Origin of the sequence: Cryobacterium sp. Y57, from assembly GCF_002929505.1 — a bacterium.
GTDB lineage: Bacteria > Actinomycetota > Actinomycetes > Actinomycetales > Microbacteriaceae > Cryobacterium.
In genome coordinates this window covers 260,746-281,837 of the sequence record NZ_PJJL01000072.1, presented here as the reverse complement: position 1 = coordinate 281,837, position 21,092 = coordinate 260,746, and the positions used below count along the sequence as shown (strand labels likewise).

Annotated in this window: 20 protein-coding genes; 10 read left to right on the top strand and 10 right to left on the bottom strand. The window is 63.4% G+C overall.

Features of this window, described 5'->3' with window-relative positions; translation table 11 throughout:
- Positions 1-25: 25 nt before the first annotated feature.
- Positions 26-3,607: a bifunctional proline dehydrogenase/L-glutamate gamma-semialdehyde dehydrogenase gene (locus tag CXY72_RS16950; protein WP_104128913.1), complete on the bottom strand. Its 3,582-nt coding sequence runs from the start codon at positions 3,605-3,607 to the stop codon at positions 26-28.
- A gap of 156 nt (positions 3,608-3,763) precedes the next feature.
- Here CXY72_RS16950 and CXY72_RS16945 point away from each other — a divergent pair, with 156 nt between their 5' ends.
- The gene (locus CXY72_RS16945) at positions 3,764-4,723 is read left to right on the top strand and encodes a LysR family transcriptional regulator (RefSeq protein ID WP_104128828.1); all 960 of its coding nucleotides are present in this window, start codon (positions 3,764-3,766) and stop codon (positions 4,721-4,723) included.
- Between the two features lie 64 nt (positions 4,724-4,787).
- Here the strand turns inward: CXY72_RS16945 and CXY72_RS16940 are convergent, their stop codons facing one another.
- The gene (locus CXY72_RS16940; protein WP_233197914.1) at positions 4,788-6,380 is read right to left on the bottom strand and encodes a bifunctional UDP-sugar hydrolase/5'-nucleotidase; all 1,593 of its coding nucleotides are present in this window, start codon (positions 6,378-6,380) and stop codon (positions 4,788-4,790) included.
- A gap of 184 nt (positions 6,381-6,564) precedes the next feature.
- Between CXY72_RS16940 and CXY72_RS16935 the strand changes: the two genes are divergently transcribed.
- From CXY72_RS16935 to CXY72_RS16920, 4 genes are all read left to right on the top strand, one after another.
- A complete protein-coding gene (locus CXY72_RS16935; RefSeq protein WP_104128827.1) occupies positions 6,565-7,071 on the top strand; it encodes an SRPBCC domain-containing protein in 507 nt (168 codons plus the stop codon).
- Between the two features lie 263 nt (positions 7,072-7,334).
- Positions 7,335-7,700, top strand: coding sequence for a VOC family protein (locus tag CXY72_RS16930; RefSeq protein WP_104128826.1), 366 nt, complete (start codon positions 7,335-7,337; stop codon positions 7,698-7,700).
- Positions 7,701-7,843: 143 nt separating this feature from the next.
- The gene (locus tag CXY72_RS16925; protein ID WP_104128825.1) at positions 7,844-8,179 is read left to right on the top strand and encodes a metalloregulator ArsR/SmtB family transcription factor; all 336 of its coding nucleotides are present in this window, start codon (positions 7,844-7,846) and stop codon (positions 8,177-8,179) included.
- Between the two features lie 68 nt (positions 8,180-8,247).
- The gene (locus CXY72_RS16920; RefSeq protein WP_370446275.1) at positions 8,248-8,976 is read left to right on the top strand and encodes an NAD(P)H-dependent oxidoreductase; all 729 of its coding nucleotides are present in this window, start codon (positions 8,248-8,250) and stop codon (positions 8,974-8,976) included.
- Between the two features lie 71 nt (positions 8,977-9,047).
- Here the strand turns inward: CXY72_RS16920 and CXY72_RS16915 are convergent, their stop codons facing one another.
- Entirely contained in the window at positions 9,048-9,470 is a 423-nt protein-coding gene (locus CXY72_RS16915) for a YkvA family protein (RefSeq protein WP_104128824.1), read from the bottom strand.
- Complete coding sequence (locus CXY72_RS16910; RefSeq protein WP_104128823.1) at positions 9,467-9,778, bottom strand: hypothetical protein; 312 nt, start codon at positions 9,776-9,778, stop codon at positions 9,467-9,469. Before CXY72_RS16910 ends, CXY72_RS16915 begins: the two co-directional genes overlap by 4 nt.
- Before the next feature lie 169 nt (positions 9,779-9,947).
- Here CXY72_RS16910 and CXY72_RS19340 point away from each other — a divergent pair, with 169 nt between their 5' ends.
- Complete coding sequence (locus CXY72_RS19340; RefSeq protein ID WP_146071216.1) at positions 9,948-10,256, top strand: SDR family oxidoreductase; 309 nt, start codon at positions 9,948-9,950, stop codon at positions 10,254-10,256.
- Between the two features lie 66 nt (positions 10,257-10,322).
- Here CXY72_RS19340 and cynR read toward each other — a convergent pair whose 3' ends face one another.
- Complete coding sequence (cynR, locus tag CXY72_RS16900; protein ID WP_233197911.1) at positions 10,323-11,195, bottom strand: transcriptional regulator CynR; 873 nt, start codon at positions 11,193-11,195, stop codon at positions 10,323-10,325.
- A gap of 114 nt (positions 11,196-11,309) precedes the next feature.
- Between cynR and CXY72_RS16895 the strand changes: the two genes are divergently transcribed.
- Both CXY72_RS16895 and cynS read left to right on the top strand, forming a co-directional pair.
- Positions 11,310-11,969: a carbonic anhydrase gene (locus tag CXY72_RS16895; protein WP_104128821.1), complete on the top strand. Its 660-nt coding sequence runs from the start codon at positions 11,310-11,312 to the stop codon at positions 11,967-11,969.
- A gap of 34 nt (positions 11,970-12,003) precedes the next feature.
- Positions 12,004-12,474, top strand: coding sequence for a cyanase (cynS, locus tag CXY72_RS16890; protein ID WP_104128820.1), 471 nt, complete (start codon positions 12,004-12,006; stop codon positions 12,472-12,474).
- Positions 12,475-12,555: 81 nt separating this feature from the next.
- Here cynS and CXY72_RS19665 read toward each other — a convergent pair whose 3' ends face one another.
- The 4 genes from CXY72_RS19665 to CXY72_RS16875 form a co-directional block, all read right to left on the bottom strand.
- Positions 12,556-12,699 carry a hypothetical protein gene (locus CXY72_RS19665; RefSeq protein ID WP_158252615.1) on the bottom strand — a complete coding sequence of 48 codons (144 nt, stop codon included), beginning with the start codon at positions 12,697-12,699 and terminating at the stop codon, positions 12,556-12,558.
- Between the two features lie 228 nt (positions 12,700-12,927).
- Positions 12,928-13,485: a thioesterase family protein gene (locus tag CXY72_RS16885; RefSeq protein ID WP_104128819.1), complete on the bottom strand. Its 558-nt coding sequence runs from the start codon at positions 13,483-13,485 to the stop codon at positions 12,928-12,930.
- A 147-nt stretch (positions 13,486-13,632) separates the two neighbouring features.
- Positions 13,633-14,763, bottom strand: a complete 1,131-nt coding sequence (locus tag CXY72_RS16880) for an alpha/beta hydrolase (RefSeq protein ID WP_233197910.1) — start codon at positions 14,761-14,763, stop codon at positions 13,633-13,635.
- 93 nt (positions 14,764-14,856) lie between these two features.
- Positions 14,857-15,381 (bottom strand): YbhB/YbcL family Raf kinase inhibitor-like protein, encoded by a 525-nt coding sequence (locus CXY72_RS16875; protein ID WP_104128818.1) that lies wholly within the window; start codon positions 15,379-15,381, stop codon positions 14,857-14,859.
- A gap of 198 nt (positions 15,382-15,579) precedes the next feature.
- Here CXY72_RS16875 and CXY72_RS16870 point away from each other — a divergent pair, with 198 nt between their 5' ends.
- Together CXY72_RS16870 and CXY72_RS16865 are read left to right on the top strand one after the other, a co-directional pair.
- On the top strand, positions 15,580-16,491 hold the full coding sequence (locus tag CXY72_RS16870; protein WP_104128817.1) for a rhodanese-related sulfurtransferase: 912 nt from the start codon (positions 15,580-15,582) through the stop codon (positions 16,489-16,491).
- A 295-nt stretch (positions 16,492-16,786) separates the two neighbouring features.
- Entirely contained in the window at positions 16,787-20,692 is a 3,906-nt protein-coding gene (locus CXY72_RS16865; protein ID WP_104128909.1) for a LamG-like jellyroll fold domain-containing protein, read from the top strand.
- A 38-nt stretch (positions 20,693-20,730) separates the two neighbouring features.
- Here CXY72_RS16865 and CXY72_RS16860 read toward each other — a convergent pair whose 3' ends face one another.
- Positions 20,731-21,081, bottom strand: coding sequence for a hypothetical protein (locus CXY72_RS16860; protein WP_104128816.1), 351 nt, complete (start codon positions 21,079-21,081; stop codon positions 20,731-20,733).
- Positions 21,082-21,092: the final 11 nt, after the last annotated feature.

Sequence of the window (21,092 nt, the reverse complement as noted above, 5' to 3'; positions counted from 1 at the left end):
CCACGCGAGGCGCACCGGCCGCTTCTCAGATGACGCCCTGCGAGAGCGTGCTCGGGTTGCCGAACCGATGCGCGGTGATCGAGATGGCCTGTTCACGCAGGAACGGCAGCACCTCGATGCGGCCGGCCTGAGTGACAGCGTTGAAATACACGGCAACGTCCGGGCTGCCGTTCGTCGCCTCAGCAAGAGCGGATGCCGCCTCCGCCGCGCCCAGCACCGGGTCACTGCCGATGAGACGCACGCGGCTGGCCGTGATTGTGCCCGAGCGGGCCCGGTCGAGCCACTCCTCGTCACTCTCGACGACTACTGGCGTCTCGCGCTCAGCGAGGATATTGCGCACGGCGGGTGGCACCGGAATGGCGCTGGACACGTCGAAACGCGATCGTGACAGGGTCGCGGCGGCGATCACGCGCAGCAGTTGGGCGAGCGTGCCGGTTTCCGTCAGGCGCACGGTGACCGGCAACGCGCGGTAGCGGAACAGGTTACGCTCCACGCCGAGGCCGGTCGCGTCGCGCACGACATTGAACTCCTCGCGCCAGGCCAGCGCGTCACTCACCGCCGAGCGGCGCAGTACATCGAAGTCGGTGTAGTCGAGAAAAGGCTGGCTGGCCTCGATGATGTCGGTGACGCGCTGCTCGAGGCCGCGCAGGTGCAGTGTCGAGCTGTTGCGGCCCGGTTCGCTGACCCAGCTGCCAAGGCCAAGCAGGTAGTTCGGTCCGCCGGCCTTGGTTCCGGCCCCCACAGCGGAGCGCTTCCACCCACCGAACGGCTGGCGCTGCACGATCGCGCCGGTGATGCCGCGGTTGACGTAGAGGTTGCCAGCCTCAACAGAGTCAACCCAGAGGGCCAGCTCATCGGCGTCGAGCGAGTGCAACCCGGTGGTCAGGCCATAGTCGACGGCGTTTTGAAAGCGGATGGCTTCTTCCAGATTGCGCGCGTGCATCACGCCGAGAACCGGGCCGAAGAACTCGGTGAGGTGAAAGTAGGATCCGGGCGCGACGCCGGTGCGGATGCCGGGTGACCAGAGTTTGCCGGTCTCATCGAGCTGCTTCGGCTCGACCAGCCACTTTTCTTCAGCGCCCAGTGTGGTCAGCGCGTGCAGCAGTTTACCGTCGGCCGGCGACATGATCGGGCCCATCTGGGTGACCGGATCGCTGGCCGGTCCCACTTTGATCGAGGTCGCGGCGTCGACCAGCTGGCCGAGGAACCTCTCCGACTTCGCGACCGATCCGACCAGGATCACCAGGCTCGCAGCCGAGCACTTCTGGCCGGCGTGGCCGAAAGCACTCTTGATGACGTCAGCGGCGGCCAGGTCGAAGTCGGCCGACGGGGTGACGATGATGGCGTTCTTGCCGCTGGTTTCGGCGAGCAGCGGGAGGTCGTGGCGGAACGAGCGAAACAGCTCGGCCGTCTCGTAGCCGCCGGTGAGAATGACCCGGTCGACCGCAGGGTGCACGATGAGCTTGGCGCCGAGCTCCCGGTCAGGCAGGTTGACGAGCGCGAGCAGTTCGCGCGGAATGCCTGCCTCCCACAGCGCCTCGACGACGACGGCACCGGTGCGTTGGGCGACAGTGGCGGGCTTGACGACGACGCCAGCACCGGAGGCGAGGGCGGCGAGCATGCCACCGGCCGGGATGGCGGTCGGAAAGTTCCACGGCGGGGTGACCACGATGAGTTTGGAGGGCACGAAGATGGCGCCCTGCACGCGGTCGAGGTCCTTGGCACGTTCGGCATAGTAGTTGGCGAAGTCGATGGCTTCGCTCACCTCGGCGTCACCCTCGGTGATCGTCTTGCCGCACTCGCTCGCCATGACCTCGATCAGGCGGTCGCGCCTGGAAGCGAGCGCCAGTCCGGCGCGATGCAGCACGGCGGCGCGCTCGACGCCGGTCTTCTGGCCCCACGCTGCCCCGGCGGACAGCACGCCGTCGATGATGGAATTGAGGGCGGCTTCATCGGCAACTGCGGCGGCAGCAATGGTGTCGGTGCCGAGAACGGATGCGTCGGCGCGGGCCAGGATGCCGCGGCCCCAGGCCCGGTTGGCGGGCAGTGACGGGTCGGTGTCGGGCTCATTGCGAAAGCTCGAGGGTGCGGGCACCGATCCGCGGGTGATGCCGAGCAGGGCTTCGGTCAGCTGCGGGTCGGAATCGGAGGCGGACTCGATGCTCTGGCGGCGGGCATCCGGGTGGGCGGCGGCGAGGCGATCGAGGTCATAGCTGCTCGAGCGGTTCTGCACGCGCCTGGGGGCAGGAACCCGATCATCGAGAGCGTCGAGGGAGGCCTGAAAACGGGCCTTCTCGCGGTTGAACAGCTCCGGGCTGCTGGTCAGCTCGAACACGGCCGACATGAAGTTCTCCTGGCTCGCGTTTTCTTCGAGGCGGCGAATGAGGTAGCTGATCGCCACGTCGAAGTGCGAGGGGTCGACGACGGGGGTATAGAGCAGCAGTTGCCCGACGTCCTGCCGCACGGCCTGGGCCTGGCCGGTGGCCATGCCCAGCAGCATCTCGAAATCAACCCGGTCATCGACGCCACGGGCGACGCTGAGCAAATGCGCCCAGGCCACGTCGAACAGGTTGTGGCCGGCGATGCCGACTTTGACGGCGTCGGTATTCTGCGGGGTGAGCGCCCAGTTGAGCACCCGCTTGTAATTGGTGTCGCTGTCCTGTTTGGTCGAGAACGTGGCGAGCGGCCAATCGTGCACGGCCGCGTCGACGTGCTCCATGGCGAGGTTGGCGCCCTTGACGAGGCGCACCTTGATCGCAGCTCCCCCGGCTGCACGGCGGTTCTGGGCCCAGTGGGTCAGACCCTGGATGGCGCTGAGGGCGTCGGGCAGGTAGGCCTGCAGCACGATACCGGCCTCAAGCTGGGCGAGTTGCGGCTGGTCGAGCAGCCCCTCGAACACCGCGATGGTGAGGTCGAGGTCGCGATACTCTTCCATATCGAGGTTGATGAATTTCGGGGTAGCGGATGCCGCAGCGAACTCATACAGCGGCGTCAGCCGTTCGATCACCCGGGCGACGGTCTCGTCAAAGGCCCACATTGAGAGCTGGCTGGCGATCGACGACACCTTGATCGAGACGTAGTCGACGTCGGGGCGTTCGAGGATGCGCTTGGTGCCCTCGAGCCGTTCGCGCGCTTCCTTCTCGCCGAGCACCGATTCGCCGAGCAGGTTGATGTTGAGGCGGTTGCCGCCCTCTTTCAGATGAGCCAGTGCGGGCCCCAGCTTGTCGGGAGTGGCGTCGACGACGAGGTGGCCGACCATCTGGCGAAGCACCGTGCGGGCTGCAGGAATGACTACCCAGGGCAGCACTGGACCGAGAATGCCGCCGAGTCCGATGGCCGCGCGCATGGGCACCGGCAGAAAGCCGGGCGCCTTTCTGGCAACTTTTTGCAGGCTGTAACCGGCGACCATCTTGTCTTCGGGGCGCATCACGCCGTCCACGAAGCCGACAGTGAAGTCGAGGCCGTTCGGGTCTTTCAGCACGCCGGCGAGCCGCTCGGCCGCGGCATCCGCTGGGATGGTGGCGCTTTCGTCAAGCCATTTCTTGACGAGCTTGACGACCTCCGCACTGAAATCCTCGTTGGCGGGGCGGGTGGAGGCGTTGGTCATGGTCACGAGACTAGTCTTTCGTTCGCGGATGGGGTGCTCTGGTGTGTCAAGTCTGGGACCAGCCTATATTTAGCAAAAGCAATTGTTTGTGCAGAGTATTCGATACAATTTCTAATGATTAGCTTTCGTTGAGCTGAAAGGTGTTCGGAGGAACACATGCTGGATGTCAGGCGGTTGCGGCTGCTGCGTGAACTGAAGATTCGCGGCACCCTGGCCGGGGTCGCCGCGGCCCTCGCGTACAGCCCGTCGGCGGTGTCGCAACAGCTCGCGCTGCTCGAAAAAGAGGCCGGCGTCGTATTGCTCAAGAAAGTGGGCCGCCGGGTGCAACTCACCCCGCAGGCCGAGATTCTGGTCGAGCACACCACGCATCTGCTGGAGCGGCTCGAGCTCGCCGAGGCCGACCTGCGCGCCAGCACGACGACCGTGTCTGGCACCGTGCGGGTGGCTGTGTTCCAGTCGGCGGCCCTGGCCGTGATTCCGCGGGCGCTCACCTTTCTCGCCGAGGATTTTCCAGCGCTGCGGGTCGAAGTGACCGAGCGTGAGCCGGAGCGTGGCCTGTTCGACGTCGCGGCACGGGACTTCGACCTCGTACTGGCCGAGCAATATCCCGGCCACACTCGCGCGCACTGGCCCGACCTCGACCGGATCAATCTCGCGACGGACGCCTTACGGCTCGCGGTGCCGCCCGCGGAGAACTCGCGAGTTGGCGCCGACAGGCTCGAGGACACCGCCGGCCTGCCCTGGGTGATGGAACCGGTCGGCACTGCCTCGCGCCAGTGGGCCACGCAGCTGTGCCGTTCGGCCGGGTTCGAACCCGACGTTCGGTTCGAGACCGCCGACCTAATCGCACACATCCGCTTGATTGAATCGGGCAACGCCGTCGGGATTCTGCCCGATTTGGTCTGGGCCGGTCGTATGCCGGCCGTGCAGCTGCACGACCTGCCCGGCACACCACATCGCACCCTGTTTTCGGCCGCGCGTCGTTCGAGTGCCGGGCGTCCGGGCGTCGTGGCGGTGCGCGGCGCCCTCGACCGGGCAGTGAGCAAGGTGGCCACGCCCACCGAATCCGACCCGCTCGAGCCGCCACGCCCGTTCGAGCCGCTCGCGCCGGTGTGACACGCCGCCGCGATCAGACACGGATGCCCCGGCCACGACAGCCGGGCCATCCGTCTCTCTGACGCTAGGCCGAGCGGGCCTGGCGCTTGCGATGGGCCCGGATCAGGCCACCGCTGAGCAGCAGGAGCAGCGCAGCGAGACTGGCCGGGGCGAGTGACGCACCGAGCGCCGGGAGGGCGCTCACGCCACTCGTGCCCGCGCCCGCGCCGGGGGCAACGACCGCGACCGCGATGCTGATCGGCTCGAGACCGATGGCGGTGATCACGAGCGTGTGCGCCCCGACCGGCGTGTTGGTCGGGATCGCCGCGGAAAACGTGGCAATTCCGGCGGCGTTGGCCGCGAAGGTGCCGAGGTGCACCGGTGTGGAGTAGAGCGCGCCGGTGATCTTTTGCCCGGGGTTCAGCCCGGAGACCGTGACGGTGACCCGCTCGCCCGGGGTGAACACGGCGTCGCCGACCTCAACACTGGCCCAGTCAGTGCCCGCCAGCACGGCGCGGCCAAGCGGTGCCGGGTCGACGAGTGCGTGCTGCTCGAAGTACGAGACAGCGGCTGCGAGGTCGGCCTGGCCAGTATCCGTGGCGTTGATTCCGGCGGCGAAGGTCGTGAATTTATCGCCGCCCGTGGCCAGGAACGAGTTCGTCGTGACGCGAAAGACCGCGGTCGGGGAGATCGCCACGCCGTTCAGGGACATGCCGACGATGTGCTCGCCCTGCGCGGCGTCGGGCTCGTAGAGGTAGCTGAAGCCCTCCGAGACACCGAGGTGCAGCTTGGATCGGCTGGGCTGCCACTGCTCCTCGAGCACCGCTTGCAGCTGGGTGCCGGTGAGGTCCATCGTGACGAGGGTGTTGGCGAACGGCTGCACGGTGGCGACCTCTTTGTAGGTCACCTTTCCGTCTTCACCGAAGCTGAGGTCGGTGCGCACGCCGCCGGGGTTCATGAAGGCGATCTCGGCCGGCTCGCCGCCGAAGTCCGCGTTCGAGGTTGCCCACAGCTGAATGTCGGCGACGAGGTTTCCGAGGGTCGATTCTGAACCGCGATCTTCCGCCACACCCGTGTAAGCCCGGGTGATGTCGGCGCTGATGGCCCCGACTTCGACCGACCCGACGAGAGCAGCCTGGGTCGCCGCATCCGCTACGACCTGCGTAACGGTCTGGTCGGCCGGGAACAGGCCGGTCGTTCCGTCGTTCAGGTTGACGAGGGAGCTGGTCAGCGAGACGACCGCCTTGCTGGCCGGGTCGACCGTGATGTTCACCCGGTCGAGGTTCATGCCGTACTGGCCGCTCTGCATCACCGGGCGTTCGAGTCCGTCGGTCCAGCCGTCGACCGGGTAGGAGCAGTTGTAGGTAGCGTGGGTGTGGCCGGAGAGGATCGAGTCGATATTCGCCGATGCGCCGCGAATGAGGTCGCCGTACAGGGTGTCAGCGGCCCCGATCGCGGCGCAGTCGGTTCCGACGCCGCCCTCGTGGGTGAGCAGCACCAGGACATCGGCTTCGCCGTTGACCGTGTTGCCGTCCTGAAGCTGCGCGGCCACCCGGTTGGCGGCTTCGAGCTGGTCGCCGAACTCAATGTCGGCGATGCCGGCCGGAGAGACCATCGAAGCGGTCTGCGCGGGGACGGTACCGATGAAACCGACCCGTATCCCGTAGACCTCTTTCACCCGCGGTCACCCCCGCATCGAAACCCAACTCGGTGGGGCCGGAGCCCGTCACTGGCAGGGTCAGCGGGCCGGCCGGCCAGATCACCGCCGTGTCTGTTCTGGAGGGCCTGTGACACATAGCCGAGGGGCGCAAAGTGGCCTAGCCTGAGGTAAGACTCGCGTTTCACTCACAGTGGAGGTCACCATGTCAGCCAAGCCCACCGGACGCCTCGTTCACCGCGAGGACGGCCTGTATCTCATGCTGAATCGGTTGTTCAACGCGCCGATTGAAAAAGTGTGGGCAAGCCTGACCCGCCCGGCCGAGCTCGAGAAGTGGATCGGCACCTACACCGGTTCGCCGGCCACCGGCGCCGTCAAGTTCAGAATGACGGCGGAGCCGGAAGCCAAGTGGGAGTACGTGAGCATTCGGCAGTGCCAGGCGCCGCACCGCTTCAGCGGTGATTTCGGCGAGGGCGAGGATTCCTGGCGCGCGCTGTTCCACCTGGTCGAGGGTGACGGCATGACCAACCTCACGTTCGGGCAGCGCTTGCGTTCCCCCTCAGAGGTTGCCACGATGGGGCCGGGCTGGGACTACTACCTCGATCGACTGGTCGCCTCCCGCGCCGGCCTGCCGTTGCCCGAGTGGGAGCATTACTATCCCGCGCACGCGCAGTTCTACAAGGACCTCATCGTTCCGGTGCGCACCGCCTAATCGGTCACTTCGTGCTGCGGTCGCTCGTGGCAGCGGAAAAAAGCGCCTCGTGCCACGACGTTGCGAAGTACCGTCCGGACCGACATTCCCTACTCCTCTGCCATCTCACGCGCCGTCATCTAGTGGCGCATCTGAAATAGCAACATGATCGAAAACAGGCGTCGGGACGTCATCTCACCACTATCGACGGATACCAGACAAGGTCTGTCCTTCATTTGATGAAAGGCTTGGTAAGGCCGAGAACGTCAACCAAGGAGATCCTCATGGCAACCCCCAACCTATTCCTCATTTATGTCACCGATGTCGAGCGCTCCACCCGATTCTACAGCGACCTCTTCGAGATGGAACCTGCCACTATCACCCCGCGATATGTCCCATTCGAGGTGGCCCCGGGAGTGCTCTTCGCTCTTTGGTCTGGCCACAGCGACTCAGCCACGACGGCGACGCCGCGAACCAGCGAATTGGGACTCATGCTGCCGGGATCAGCATCCGGAGTCGATGACTGCTTCACCGCGTGGACGGCCAAGGGTGCCACTGTTATCGAAGAACCGCACGACGACGTCTTCGGGCGCACATTTGTGGTCGCCGACCCGGATGGCAACCTCATTCGTGTCTCCCCGATCGACTGATCATGACAGCAGCGCTTGCTCATGGGCTGCGGTGTCAATTGCGATGCGATGAAGTCGTTACGTACCTGTCGGAGATATCTCATAACGAATATGTATGATCAAAGCGAAATATCGAGGAATGTCGACACGTTGGATGGACGTTTATGCCGCCGGATCCGGGTCCCATGCCAGATGAAAACTTGGTTGAGGTTTTCAAGGCCCTGGGTAACCCGATTCGACTCCGGATACTTCGATGGTTGAAGAATCCTGAGGTCGATTTCGCCGACTATGAGCCGATCGCAGATCGTGCTGAGGTCGGCGTGTGCGTGAGTCATATTCAGGCAAAGGCAGGGTTGGCGCAGTCCACCGTCTCGGCCTACATGGCTATCCTCGAACGGGCTGGTCTCGTCCGGTCAACCCGGATCGGCAAGTGGACGCACTACCGTCGCGATGAATCGCAGATTGAGAAGCTCGTGATTTCCTTGGGACGAAACCTGTAAAGCCACGGATGGCCGACTTCCTACTCCTCATACCCTCGTATCGCAATTTTTCGATATGAAGATACGATGTGCGTCTGACCTCACCTCTGGACGTTGCCGAGCACACTGAGAAGCGAACAGCCTTGATAGTGCACGCTCATCCCGAACCAAATTCGTTCAGTAATGCGCAGATGCGGTCTGCACGATCATCCCTGCAAGACCAGGGCTATGACGTCAAAACAATAGATTTATATGAAAAAAGCTGGTCGCCCGTGCTTGATCGCTCAGACTTCTCGTCGGCCTCGACATACTTCAAGCCGCAGGCCGAACAGATGGCCGCAGCACACGCCGGAACTCTCGCGGCTGAAGTTCGCGCAGACCTCGAAGCGCTGCTGGACGCCGATCTTCTCGTGTTGTCGTTCCCTCTGTGGTGGTTCTCCCTCCCTGCCATTCTCAAAGGGTGGATTGATCGCGTCTTTGTCATGGGAACCGTCTTCGGCGGCGATCACGGCCTCTTCGACCAGGCTGCCCTTGCAGGTCGCAAAGCAGTCCTGCTCATCACTACCGGAGGATCGCCGGACTCGTTCGGTGAGGGCCGCCAATTCGGCGTCCTCAAGACGCACTTATTCCATATACATCTGGGAATGCTCCGCTTCGTCGGCTACGACGTTCTGGAACCGATCGTCACGTACGGACCAGCTCATCTTGACTCCGGCAATCGCGATGCTGCGCTCTTTGCAGTTCATGATGCGTTCGAACAAATTGCCACACGACCTGCGCTATCACTCACTACACCGCCCGGACCTCATTTTCCCTAGCACAGCGCCAACCTGCATGACCCGAAACCTTTGGAGGTGCGCGACTTTGCATTCTTGAGCGAACGCGAGCATTAAGTCGCGGGTTTCAAGCCAGTTAGTCGGAGCACGGTTGAGAGTCCTTCGTGTGTTCCCGGCCAATGTCGCTTGACCGCATCGCTGCCCGCCCGACGAAACGCGAATCGTAGAGCGATCGCGACAACGATGGCGTCGTCGGCGTAACCGAGAACGGGTATGAAATCCGGAATCAAATCGATCGGCGACAGCAGGTAGAGCAAAAGAACCGCGAGCCAGATCCGAACCCCGATCGACACGGTTCGATCGGCGGCGAGCCGTTTGAGCAGCCGTGCGACGTCGGGCGCGAGGCGCAGCAGATCACGAAGTGAAGCACCGCCAGGCTGCCGGCGTTGCTCGACCCAGAGAACCAGAACAAGGGCCAGCCACAGCACCAGCAATCCGCCGAGCACGTTCAGGACAACGGTCCACCAGGTTGTCATGAGCTGCCCCCGTTCAAACGAAAGATACCAAGGGCTTCGCGAGTCGCGTAATAGACGATGACGCAACCCGCGAGCGGGTCGGCCCACCACCATCCGCGTGTCAGATCGAGCACCAATCCGAGGAGCACCGCGCTGGCAAGGAGACCGTCGATGAACGCCACCCGTCTTTCGGTAACCACGACCACCAAAGCCGCCACGGTCGCGAGGAAAGCCAGCACGATGACACCGATGGGGTTCCACCCCAGCGTGATCCATTCGAAGGCCTTCCCCCGCCCAACGAGTATCGCCGCGGGATCGGTGGAAGTCATACATTGATTCTCGCAGTCCGCGATCGGATTCGCCTGCTGACAAGACGGCCGCGGTTGCGCTGCAGCGAGGCATCACGGCCGTCAGAAAAACGACCGCGAGTGGAGCCTTCCATCAAACTCGTAGGAATTGGGAGGTCACCTAGATATCGACACCCCGACTTGCGGACGAATGATTTTGTGGGTTGACAGACACCAAGTCGGACTCAGCCTCGCAATGGTCGTGCTCTGGTTGGCAAACGCAGTGATCCGGATAATCGTGATCGCGAACGCAGACGCGGGAACCAACGAAGGGCATGTTTTTAACCTCGTTCTCGCATTATCGAAAGAGGCCTTGAACTTTTACAGTCGCTCTCTCGCCGCCGGAGTCGGGCCGAAAGGCGTGCGGGTGGTCAACGTCTTGCCCGGCTTGATCGCCACTGCCGGCGCCGTCGCGCACCACAGTGCGATGGCCGACGAGCACTGCATTGGTTTTCTGTAAAACGAATCGGTGGTGTTGGACAGGTCCTTTGACGGTGACTTCGTTGGCCGTGGCGGGGCCAGGCGGCTAGCTCCACATCGATATCAGCTCGGTGAAGGCCCTACTGGCTGCGCTCATGTACGCACCCTGCCTTCTGAGCAGGGCTGCGGTGCGGTGCGGAATAGCAGGCAGCACGGCAACCGGGTTGAGCCCGTGCTGTTCGCGGGCAATGGCTTCGGGCAGCACGGTGGCGAGCTGGCCACGACGAATGATTTCCATGATCGCGCTGACGGAGTTGACTTCGATCGCGATGCGGGGGGCAACGCCGTGGTCCCGAAAATGCAGGTCGATGTGGTGCCGGGTAGCAAAGTCGCTACTGAGCAGCACAAGCTCCTCCTGTTCCAACTCCCGCAGGGTCATGGGTGCCTGCTGTCCAGCGCGGGGGTGGTTGTTGCCGACAACCAGGCTGAGGGTTTCGACGAACAAGGCCTGGGTCTCAATCTCGGACGAACGCACCTCGGCAAATGCGATGCCTAGGTCGAGGGTGTCCTCGGCCAGTGCCACCTCGATGCGGTCCTGGGTCATCTCCTGGAGGCTCAAGGCGATGCCGGGATAGCGGGTGCGGAAGCGTTCGACCAGTGGACCGATCAGGTACGCGGTGAACGTAGGCGTCATCGCCAACCGGAGCGATCCACGACTCAGGTCCTGCACGTCGTGGATGGCCCGGGTGCCGGCGTCGAGTTCGCGCAGGGCGCGGCGGGTGTAGCGCAGGAAGGTCTCGCCAGCGTCTGTCAGCCGCACGGTCCGTCCGGACCGGTCCAAGAGCTGAACGTTTAACGAGTTCTCCAGTTGCTTGATCTGTTGCGACAGCGTCGGTTGGGAGACGCGGAGCGACTCGGCCGCGCGAGTGAAGTTCTGGTGTTCCGCCACCGCGGTCAGGTAACGAATGTGGCGCAACATCACGATTCTCCAACTATAGAAATTACTTATTGATTCCATCATAAAGAGGTCTTGGACACTATAAATAGTTTCCGTCATCCTTGACTTATCCCCCAAACATCGAGAGGACAGCCCATGCAAGACATCATCGATGGCTTTCTGAAATTCCAACGGGAGGCCTTTCCGGCGCGTTCCGAACTCTTCAAGGAGCTGGCCACCGCCCAGAACCCTGAGGCCTTGTTCATTGCCTGCTCGGACAGCCGGGTCGTGCCAGAGCTGCTGACCCAGCAGGAACCGGGTGACCTGTTCGTCATGCGCAACGCCGGTAACATCGTGCCCGCCTACGGCCCGGAGCCCGGCGGTGTCTCCGCGACAGTCGAGTACGCGGTCGCCGTCCTGGGCGTCACGGACATCATCATCTGTGGCCATTCCGACTGCGGAGCGATGACTGCCATCTCGACGGACATGAACCTGGACCACTTGCCGGCCGTGGCCAATTGGCTTGCCCACGCCGATGCGGCGAAGGCCGTCAATGCCGCCCGCACCCACGTATCGGCCCAGGAGGCGTTGAAGGCCATGGTCCGCGGGAACGTCATCGCCCAGCTGACCAACATCAGGACCCATCCCTCCGTTGCCTTGGCCCTGGATCAGAACCGGCTGAACCTCCACGGCTGGGTCTACGACATCGAAACCGGCTCCATTGACACCCTGGACGGTGTCACCGGCCATTTTGTCCCACTCGCGGGCAATTCGCCGGACCATGCCACGCCGGCCGTATCCGGCTTGGCCGCCTAACCACCTCGTATCACCAAAAGAAAAGGAAAACACCATGATTCATTCCCAGAACACCCCAGCTCCGCGCGAGGAACTGACCGCCGCCATCATCGACGCCAAGATGCGCAAGGACCTCTCCTGGCAGGAACTGACCGATGGCACCGGTCTGAGCTTAGTTTTCGTCACCGCCGCCCTGCTCGGTCAGCATCCGTTGCCCGAAGCCGCTGCGGAACTCGTCGCTGAGCGGCTGGGTCTAGGCAAGGACGCCGCAATGCTGCTACAGACCATTCCGCTGCGCGGCAGCATCCCCGGCGGTATCCCGACCGACCCCACCGTTTACCGGTTTTACGAAATGATGCAGGTCTACGGCTCCACTTTGAAGGCCCTGGTCCACGAACAGTTCGGCGACGGCATCATCAGCGCCATCAATTTCAAGCTGGACATCAAGAAAGTTGAAGACCCCGACGGCGGTTCACGTGCCGTGATCACCCTCGACGGAAAATACCTGCCCACCAAACCCTTCTGAACCCGGCCTGGCGGCGGCGCGATCGGGGGCGCCTGCTGTCCCATGAAAAACCCTCCAGGCACGGACAAATCATGGATTTCATCACTCGGTCAGAATGTCGCGTTTGTACTTGGCGGTGTAGGCCCGCCGCCGGGCACGCTCGGGAACCTGGGGATCGGGAATCGGGAATCGGGAATCGGGAACATCTTCCATCACTACGGCTTGCCCGGTCGAGCTGGCGGCCAAGAATTCACCACAACTGCACACCCGCACGCATTGGCTCGAAGGCTGCACACGAGCCCGCGAGCCGAACCCCTTACGAGCGTCGCCTAGTCATGCGCCTGCTGCCGCTATTGGTGCAACCGGGATGAAGAACGACGCAACAGTGGGGACACGCTCTGCCAATACCGCCAGCCTCGAACCACCCTGGCGCAGCTGACGCTACTGGTGGCGCGGTTGGCGCTACCGTTTCAGCTAGTTCCAGATGCTCGGCGCGGGGGCTCGCGTGGCAGGAGCCGCGGCATTGCGGCTCCACTCAAGCAGCCACTCGGGCACCGTCACATCGTCGGGGGCGACACCGATCGCCTCAAGCAGCTCGTCGATCGTCACCACTCCACCGGTGCGCTTGAGAAAACGGCCGCGAATGTAGCCGTGAGAGTAGATTTCAGGTGAGCCATCGGCATCCGGTCGCACGAAACGCTGCTCGACATATACGGCCTTCTCGTCGAAGCCGAGGATGCGCGACTCCACCGTGAACTTCTGGCCGACCGTGAGCGACTTGCGAAAGCTGATCGTCTCAGAAACCACGACCGGGTACCAGCCGCGCTCCCGCAAAATGGCCCAGACGCCGGTTCTGTGCAGCATATCGAAGCGGGCCACGTCCATGATCGACAGGTAGACCCCGTTATTCATGTGCCGCAAAATATCCAGGTCGGTCGGCATCGTCACGAAGTTGGTGCGAGCAACGTCGAAGTGACCGAGCCGAGGGCCGAACTTTGACAGCAGGGTATGGAGGAGGGTTCTGAAGAACATATGCACGACTCGATGCTAACGAAATCGGCGCTCAGCGCGGTGTCCGTTGTGGGTGAACACCAGCATCCGCTGCCCCAGCAGGGGGTGCGTGCACGATGTGCCACAGTCACCGGCGGGGTGATCGCGGTGACCCGTGCGGGTCCTGACCTAGAGTGCAGCGACCGCGCGCGGCGCGACAGCACGTACGAATGCTCCGAGGCGGCGGTAGACCTCCTGCGATTCCGGATGTGTGTCGTCTTGCTGCCAGGTGTGCTTGGTGTTGACGCTCTGTCGGCCATAAATCAGGGTATCGACGCGAATCTTGCGCGCCCGCAGCGCCTCGATGAAGTTGAGATTGGCGCGGTAAAAGTAATCGCGCTCCGATGTCGTGACAAAGACCGGCGGAAACCCGCGGTTGAGCCACTCGATCGGCGACATAAAACGTGCGGCCGTGCGCAAATGCAGTCCCCGCCCCCGATCGGGCAACAGCATCCTGACGAAATTGAGACTCAGTACAAACCCGCGGTCGAACAGCACCGAGAAATCGGCGATGCTGCAGTGCTGCACCAAGCCGCGCAGATTTCGCGGGGCGACCGGCGGTGCGATGTCATAGTGTGTGGCGAGTTCTGGCTCAAACGCCGCCGCGGTGAGCAGCGCTGCAATGTGGCCGCCGGCGGAATCACCACCGAGCACGATGCGTGTCGGGTCTCCCCCGTAGGCGGCGATGTTGCGGGCCACCCAGTCGAGCACGGCGTTGCCATCTTGCAACATGTGCTTGAGCTGAAACCGCGTCGCCATCCGATAGTTGGCGTTGACGACGATCATGCCTTCGGCGGCCTGACTCGCGCAGTACTTGGTCAGCGGATCTTTATCGCCCGAGGTCCAGCCGCCGCCGTGAAAGTACACGTAGACGGGCAACGGTTCCGCACCATCCGCGCGTTTGGGAGCGAGTACGTCGAGCCGGTGAATCTTCTGGCCGTCGCCTACGTAGTCCAGATCGAGGTCGTACTTGACGGAATCGATCGGGTGCAGGTTGAATTTATGCACCGGAGCCGCCCGTCGCAGCATGAGCGCACGCCACGCCCAAACCGGCAGGCGACGGATCCCGGTCTCCCGATGAGTCGACCGGTCCACGGTGAGGCCATCGGTGTGTAGACGGATACCGTGCAGCCAGGCCGGTACCGGCGTGGTGCGTTCTGGCGTGGTGCGGTCTGGCGTGGTGCGTTTTGGCAACAACGGGAAACTACTGTGCGGGGGGTTGCGACGATCCCGGTCGAACGTGGTGCTGATTTGACTCATTAATTGAGGATAAGTCGACTCCCCCGAATCCTCGCTGGGAACAATCCCATTTGGGGTTGATTTCCGGTTTCAGGTGGGTCGGACCCCGGGCGTTCAGGCAGCGGATGCCCCACCCGCGACCCCGGTCGCCTCCAATACTGCACGCGCCAGCGTGTGAAAGTGCAGGTTGAAGCCCAGGACGCCCGGTGTGGACTGCGGGTCGAGGTCAAGCGTTGGCACGTCGAGCGCGTGAACGATGAACTGGTAGCGGTGGGTACCGGTATCCGGCGGCGGTGCGGCGCCGGAAAATGAGGTGAGTCGCAGCTCATTCGGCAATACGAGCGAGCCGGCCGGCAACGATTGAACTCCAGCAGAAAGCTCGGTGACGGAGACCGGCAGGTTGGCTACAGCCCAGTGCCAAAACCCGGAACCGGTCGGCGCGTCGGGGTCGAACACGGTGAGCGCGAAACTCTGGGTCTCGGCTGGAAAACCCCGCCAGGAGAGCTGGGGGGAAACATCCGCTCCCCCGGCATCGGCACCGTACTGCGCTGACCGCAACGGACTGCCATCAATCATGTCGCTGCTGGTGAGTGAAAACTGGGGCACCTCGCCGAAGCGGGCGAGCGGGTCGTTGGTCACAATGGCCTCCTGAATGCGCGTCTGGTTGTGGCGCTCCGTCAGCCTACGCCGCCGGTTCCTGTGCACGCTCAAGAATGCCGCTAGCGAGGGACAAACCCGGGGAACCTTCCGAGCAGGCGCCACTGGGAACGACTCTAGCGAAGCGTGGCGCCTCTGCTGTGCGCTCACACGATGCGTGCACTCTCGTAAAATAAGCCCATGGCCATTTCGAAGATTCTGCTCTTTTACATCTTCACCCCCCTGGCCGACCCCGATGCGGTAAGGCTCTGGCAACGCGACCTGTGCGCCGGGCTCGGCCTGCGCGGGCGCATCCTCATTTCAAAAGATGGCCTGAACGGTACAGTCGGCGGCGACCTGCCCGCGATCAAGAAGTACATCCGTAAGACGCGCGACTACCCCGCGTTCAAGAACATCGATTTCAAGTGGAGCGAGGGTACCGGCCTCGACGGAAGCGGCCAGAGTCTGGACTTTCCAAAACTCGTGGTCAAGGTGCGCGACGAGATCGTGAGCTTTGGCGCGCCCGGCGAGTTGCGCGTCGATAACGCGGGAGTCGTCGGGGGCGGCACCAAGCTGCAGCCGGCTGAACTAAACGCTCTGGTCGCCGAGCGCGGCGACGAGGTGGTCTTCTTCGACGGGCGCAACCGGTTCGAGGCCGAAATCGGCCATTTTCGCGACGCGGTCGTACCCGACGTGGTGAACACGCGCGAGTTCGTGGCCGAACTCGACAGCGGCAAGTACGACCATCTCAAGGGCAAGCCGGTGGTGACCTACTGCACCGGCGGCATCCGGTGTGAGGTACTCAGCGGCCTGATGAAGTCGCGCGGGTTCGACGAGGTCTACCAACTCGATGGCGGCATTGTGCGCTACGGGGAGACCTTCGGCAACGAAGGCCTGTGGTCTGGTTCGCTCTACGTCTTCGACCAGCGGATGTCCATCGATTTCGCTCCCGGCGCTGCCGTGCTGGGCGTTTGCCAAATCTGTGCCGCGCCGACCACGAACATGCCCAATTGTGGAGATCTTTCCTGCCGGGAACAACTCGTGATCTGTCTCGAGTGTGTAGCCCAGGCGTTGCCGGCCTGCGATGCACACGCCGGGTTGCCACCGGTATAGGGAGTCGCCGCGGTCAACGAACTTTCCTTCACCGTCCCGCCGGGTTGGGGCACCGGGTTTTTCTATGCCCGGGTCCGATCCTGATCGGCTCTGCCGTGAGCTGCAAAAAAGACGTCACCTAGCCAGACTCCCTCATTCGGTGGGCGTTCCACCCCCGCATGGGGGAGTTTGCCCCTGAGAATCTCTCACTAAGCTCCGAGCTGTGCGGTGGCGACCCTGCGACTGCGAAGAAAGTCAAAGTGAGGCCTCTCTGGTGGTGCGCGAAATAACGAATACCCGCAATTGGCTCGTGGCCATGGTTGCTTCTGCGGCGCTCGTTGTGAGCGTTCTTGCAGTGCCACTGACCGCCGTCGCCGACAGCCGCCCCACGGATGCTACTACTCCCGTGACGGTATCGGCCGACTCGCTCCCCACCGCGCAGATCAATGGGGTCGTCTGGGCCCAACTTATTGTGGGCGACACCGTTTATGTCGGGGGGGAGTTCACCCGCTCGCGACCCGCCGGCTCTGCCGCCGGCGTGAACGAGGTCGTGCGCAATAACCTGTTGGCCTACAACCTCACCACCGGCGTTCTTGTGGCCTCCTTCAATCCCAATGTCAACGGCGCTGTCCGCGCCCTGACCGTCTCTGACGACGGATCACGGCTGTTCGCCGGTGGCTCTTTCACGAACGTCAGCGGCGTCAACCGGTATCGCGTTGCCGCTTTCGACGTACAGAGTGGCGCTCTTGTTCCCGGCTGGGCGCCGGTTCTCAACGCGGGCGTCAAGGCGCTCACCTTCGCGGGCAACAGCGTATACGTCGGCGGCACGTTCACGTCGGCTAGCGGTCAGTCCCGCGTCAAGATGGCGGCCTTCAACGGCTCCACGGGGGCGTTGCTGCCCTGGGCGGGCACGCCGGCCGGCGGCAGCATCAACGCCATCGTCGCCTCACCCGACGGCAGCAAGGTCGTCATTGGCGGATCCTTCACGACCTATAACGGCAGTTCCAACCCTGGATACGGCATGGCCGCAACCGATGCTACAACCGGCGCGTCTCTGCCGTGGAAAGTCAACGGCCTGATTCGAAACGGCGGCGTCCAGGCGGCCATCCTCAGCCTGACCGGATCGGCCGAAGGGGTGTTCGGCACCGGCTACGTGTTCGGCGACGGCGGTAACCTCGAAGGAACATTCCGTGCCAGCTGGGAGGACGGCAGTCTGATCTGGGTCGAGGACTGTCATGGCGACACCTATTCTGCGGTGCCGGCTGGCGACAAGGTCTACACGGCCGAGCATGCGCACTACTGCGGCAACATTGACGGCTTCGAACAAACCGAGCCGTGGACCTACCACCGCACCCTTGCCTTCAGCATGGATGTCGGTGGCGTCATCACTGCCGACAAGCACGGCTACTACAACTTTGAGGGCACACCTCGGCCCAACCTGCTGGCGTTTTATCCCGACATCAACACCGGTACCTTCACCGGGCAGGGCCAGGGTCCGTGGCACGTGACGGCTGACACCCAGTATCTGCTCTACGGCGGAGAGTTCACGACGGTGAACAACAAACGGCAACAGGGCCTGGCCCGGTTCGCCGTACCGGGCATTGCCCCGAATAAGGAAGGACCGCGTGTTGCCAACGCCTCGTTCGCTCCATCGGCATTCCTGCCCTCCGTCACCTCGTTCGTGAGCGGAACAGCGCGTCTGAGCTGGAAGTCGGCTTACGATCGCGACAACGAGAGCCTCACCTATGACGTGCTGCGCGACGGCGTCTCCGTCACCAGAATTCAGGGGCTCTCCTCCGACTGGAACCGACCGTCGCTGTCCTTCTCCGACACCGGACTCACCCCGGGACAGAGCTACTCCTATCGAATTCGGGTCACCGACCCGTTCGGCAATACGCAAACGGGTGGCACGACCACTGTCACCATCTCATCCGACACGCTCAGCGACTATTCCGCGAGCGTTTTAGCAGACTCTCCCGAGTCGTATTGGCCGCTGAATGAGGCATCCGGTGCCCCGGCTTTCGACTGGACCGGCGGCGCAGACCTGACCCGAAAGGCCGGAGTCAGCCCCGGCGTCTCCGGAGCGATCGTAGACGCTGCCATCACGGCAAGCCGTTTCGACGGCACGGCGACCGGATTCGCCGCGACCAACGATGCCCAGAGCCCTTCGAATTCGTTCAGCGTCGAGACCTGGGTGAAAACCGAGACCACACAGGGCGGCAAGATCATCGGGTTCGGCAACAGTAATACCGGCCAAAGCACCGGGTATGACCGGCATGTGTACATGGACACGGCCGGTCGGGTCTGGTTCGGCGTCCACCCCGGCGGAGTGCAGACGATCACATCGCCCGCTTCGTACAACGACGGCCAGTGGCATCACATAGTGGCCAGTCTGGGCAGCTCCGGCATGTCGCTGATAATCGACGGTAAGAAGGTCGCGCAGCGCGCCAGCATTACCTCGGGTCAGGACTACCAGGGCTTCTGGAGCATAGGAGGAGACAACATCACTGGCTGGCCCAGCCAGCCCCCAAGCGCCTTCATCGCCGCCGACATCGCCCAGGTCGCCGTCTACTCCGCTCCCCTCACGCAGAAGCAGATTCTGGCACACTTCGTCGCCTCCGGCCGGACCAGTCCCATCACCTCGGCTCCTACCGACGCCTATGGCGCGGCCGTCTACAGTGCTGAACCTGATTTGTATTGGCGTCTGGGTGAAGGCACTGGCACGAAAGCGAACGATTCATCGGCCTCCGACCAGCCCGGAACCTACTCCGACCAGGTCACCCTGGGCGCTGCCGGACTGCTCAGCGGCACGAGCAACACAGCCGCGTCGTTTAGCGGCGGAATCGTCAGCAGTGACACCTTGATCGAGGCTCCCGGCACCTATGCGCTGGAGGCCTGGTTCAGCACGACGACAACGCAGGGTGGAAAGATCATCGGCTTCGGCAGCCGGTCGACTGGATTGTCGGACAGTTATGACCGGCACGTCTACCTGCAAGACGACGGTCGCCTGGTATTCGGTACCTGGACCGGGCAGGCCAACACCATCGTGACCGAGTTGTCCTATAACGATGGAGCCGCGCACCATGTGCTCGCGCAGCAGTCAGCTGATGGACTGGCGCTCTACGTTGATGGCGCGCTCGTCGGCACGAATCCCCAAGCGGGCGCCCAGGCGTATTTCGGCTACTGGCGTATCGGTGGGGACAACACGTGGACCTCGTCAAGCCCGTGGTTCGTCGGCACGATCGACGATGTCGCCGTTTATCCCCGTCCACTCAGCGGCGACGTGATCTCGCAGCACTACTCACTGGGCTCCGCTACAGCCGTTCCACGCAACGAAGCCCCGACCGCTGCATTCACCGTCGCCACCGATCAGCTGGCGGTCTCAGCGGACGCTTCATCATCGGCAGATTCCGATGGGACCGTCACCGGATTCGCCTGGTCGTGGGGTGACGATAGCGTCAGTGACGGCGCCACCGGGCAGCATACCTATGCCGAAGCCGGAACCTATTCGATCGGCTTGACCGTCACCGACAACGACGGCGCCACCAACACGACTACTCGATCCGTCACCGTTTCAGCCCCGATGCCGGTTCCCACCGGGATCGCGACGGATGTCTTCACTCGCGACGTCAGCTCAGGACTCGGCTCGGCCGATGTCGGAGGCGCGTGGACCACGACCGGCACAGTCAGCAACTATTCGGTGGCCGCTGGCGCCGCTCACCTGCGCGTGGCCGCCGGAGGAACGGCGAACGGCTATCTGGTCGGCGTCTCGTCGGAGAGCACCGATGTCACGGTCACCACGTCACTGCAACAGGCGACGACGGGAGCCGGCACCTATGTTTCACTGATCGGTCGACGCGTTGGCACCGACGACTATCGGGCACGGGTCAAAGTTCTCGCAACGGGTGCCGTGCAGCTGCAGCTCATGCGCGGCGGCACCACTTTGCAAGCGAGCACTATCGCCGGGCTGAGCTACGCCACCAACGATCAGTTGCACGTGCGGTTGCAGGTTTTCGGGACGGCACCGACGACGATCCGGGCCAAAGTGTGGGCTGCGGGCACCACGGAGCCTACGACCTGGCCGCTGGGCCGGACAGACGCAACAGCCACCCTGCAGCGGGCCGGATCGATTGGGCTCGCCGCGTATACCAGCGGATCAGCCACGACACCCATGACGGTCTCCTTCGATGATCTCTCTGCGATCGCGGTGACGGAGCCGTAGTCGCGGCCGCAGTCGCAGTCGCAGCGTCCGCTGCCGAATCAAGCTGGCAGCTTGAGCGAGTCGATGAGATCGGTCGCGTGCTGGCTGGTGAGGATGACGCGGGCGAATTCTTCGTCGACGAGGTCAATCACCACGGCAGGGCGGTGACGTTTGATCGAGACGAAGTCCTTGCCGCCATGAAATTTCCAGGTTCCCGCGGCCAGGACGAGCGGAACGATCGAGCCGAGGGCACGAATTCCGCGCAACCAGATCCAGGGATCCTCGGTGATGATCACCGAGCGGATGTTCTCCCGCTGCACCACGATCGACTCCCTTCGCAGCGCGAGGGTTCTTTCTGCGCGCGTCAGGTGGATCTCGAGCCGGTCAGAATGCACGCTCAGGGAAGCCATTGTTCCAGTCT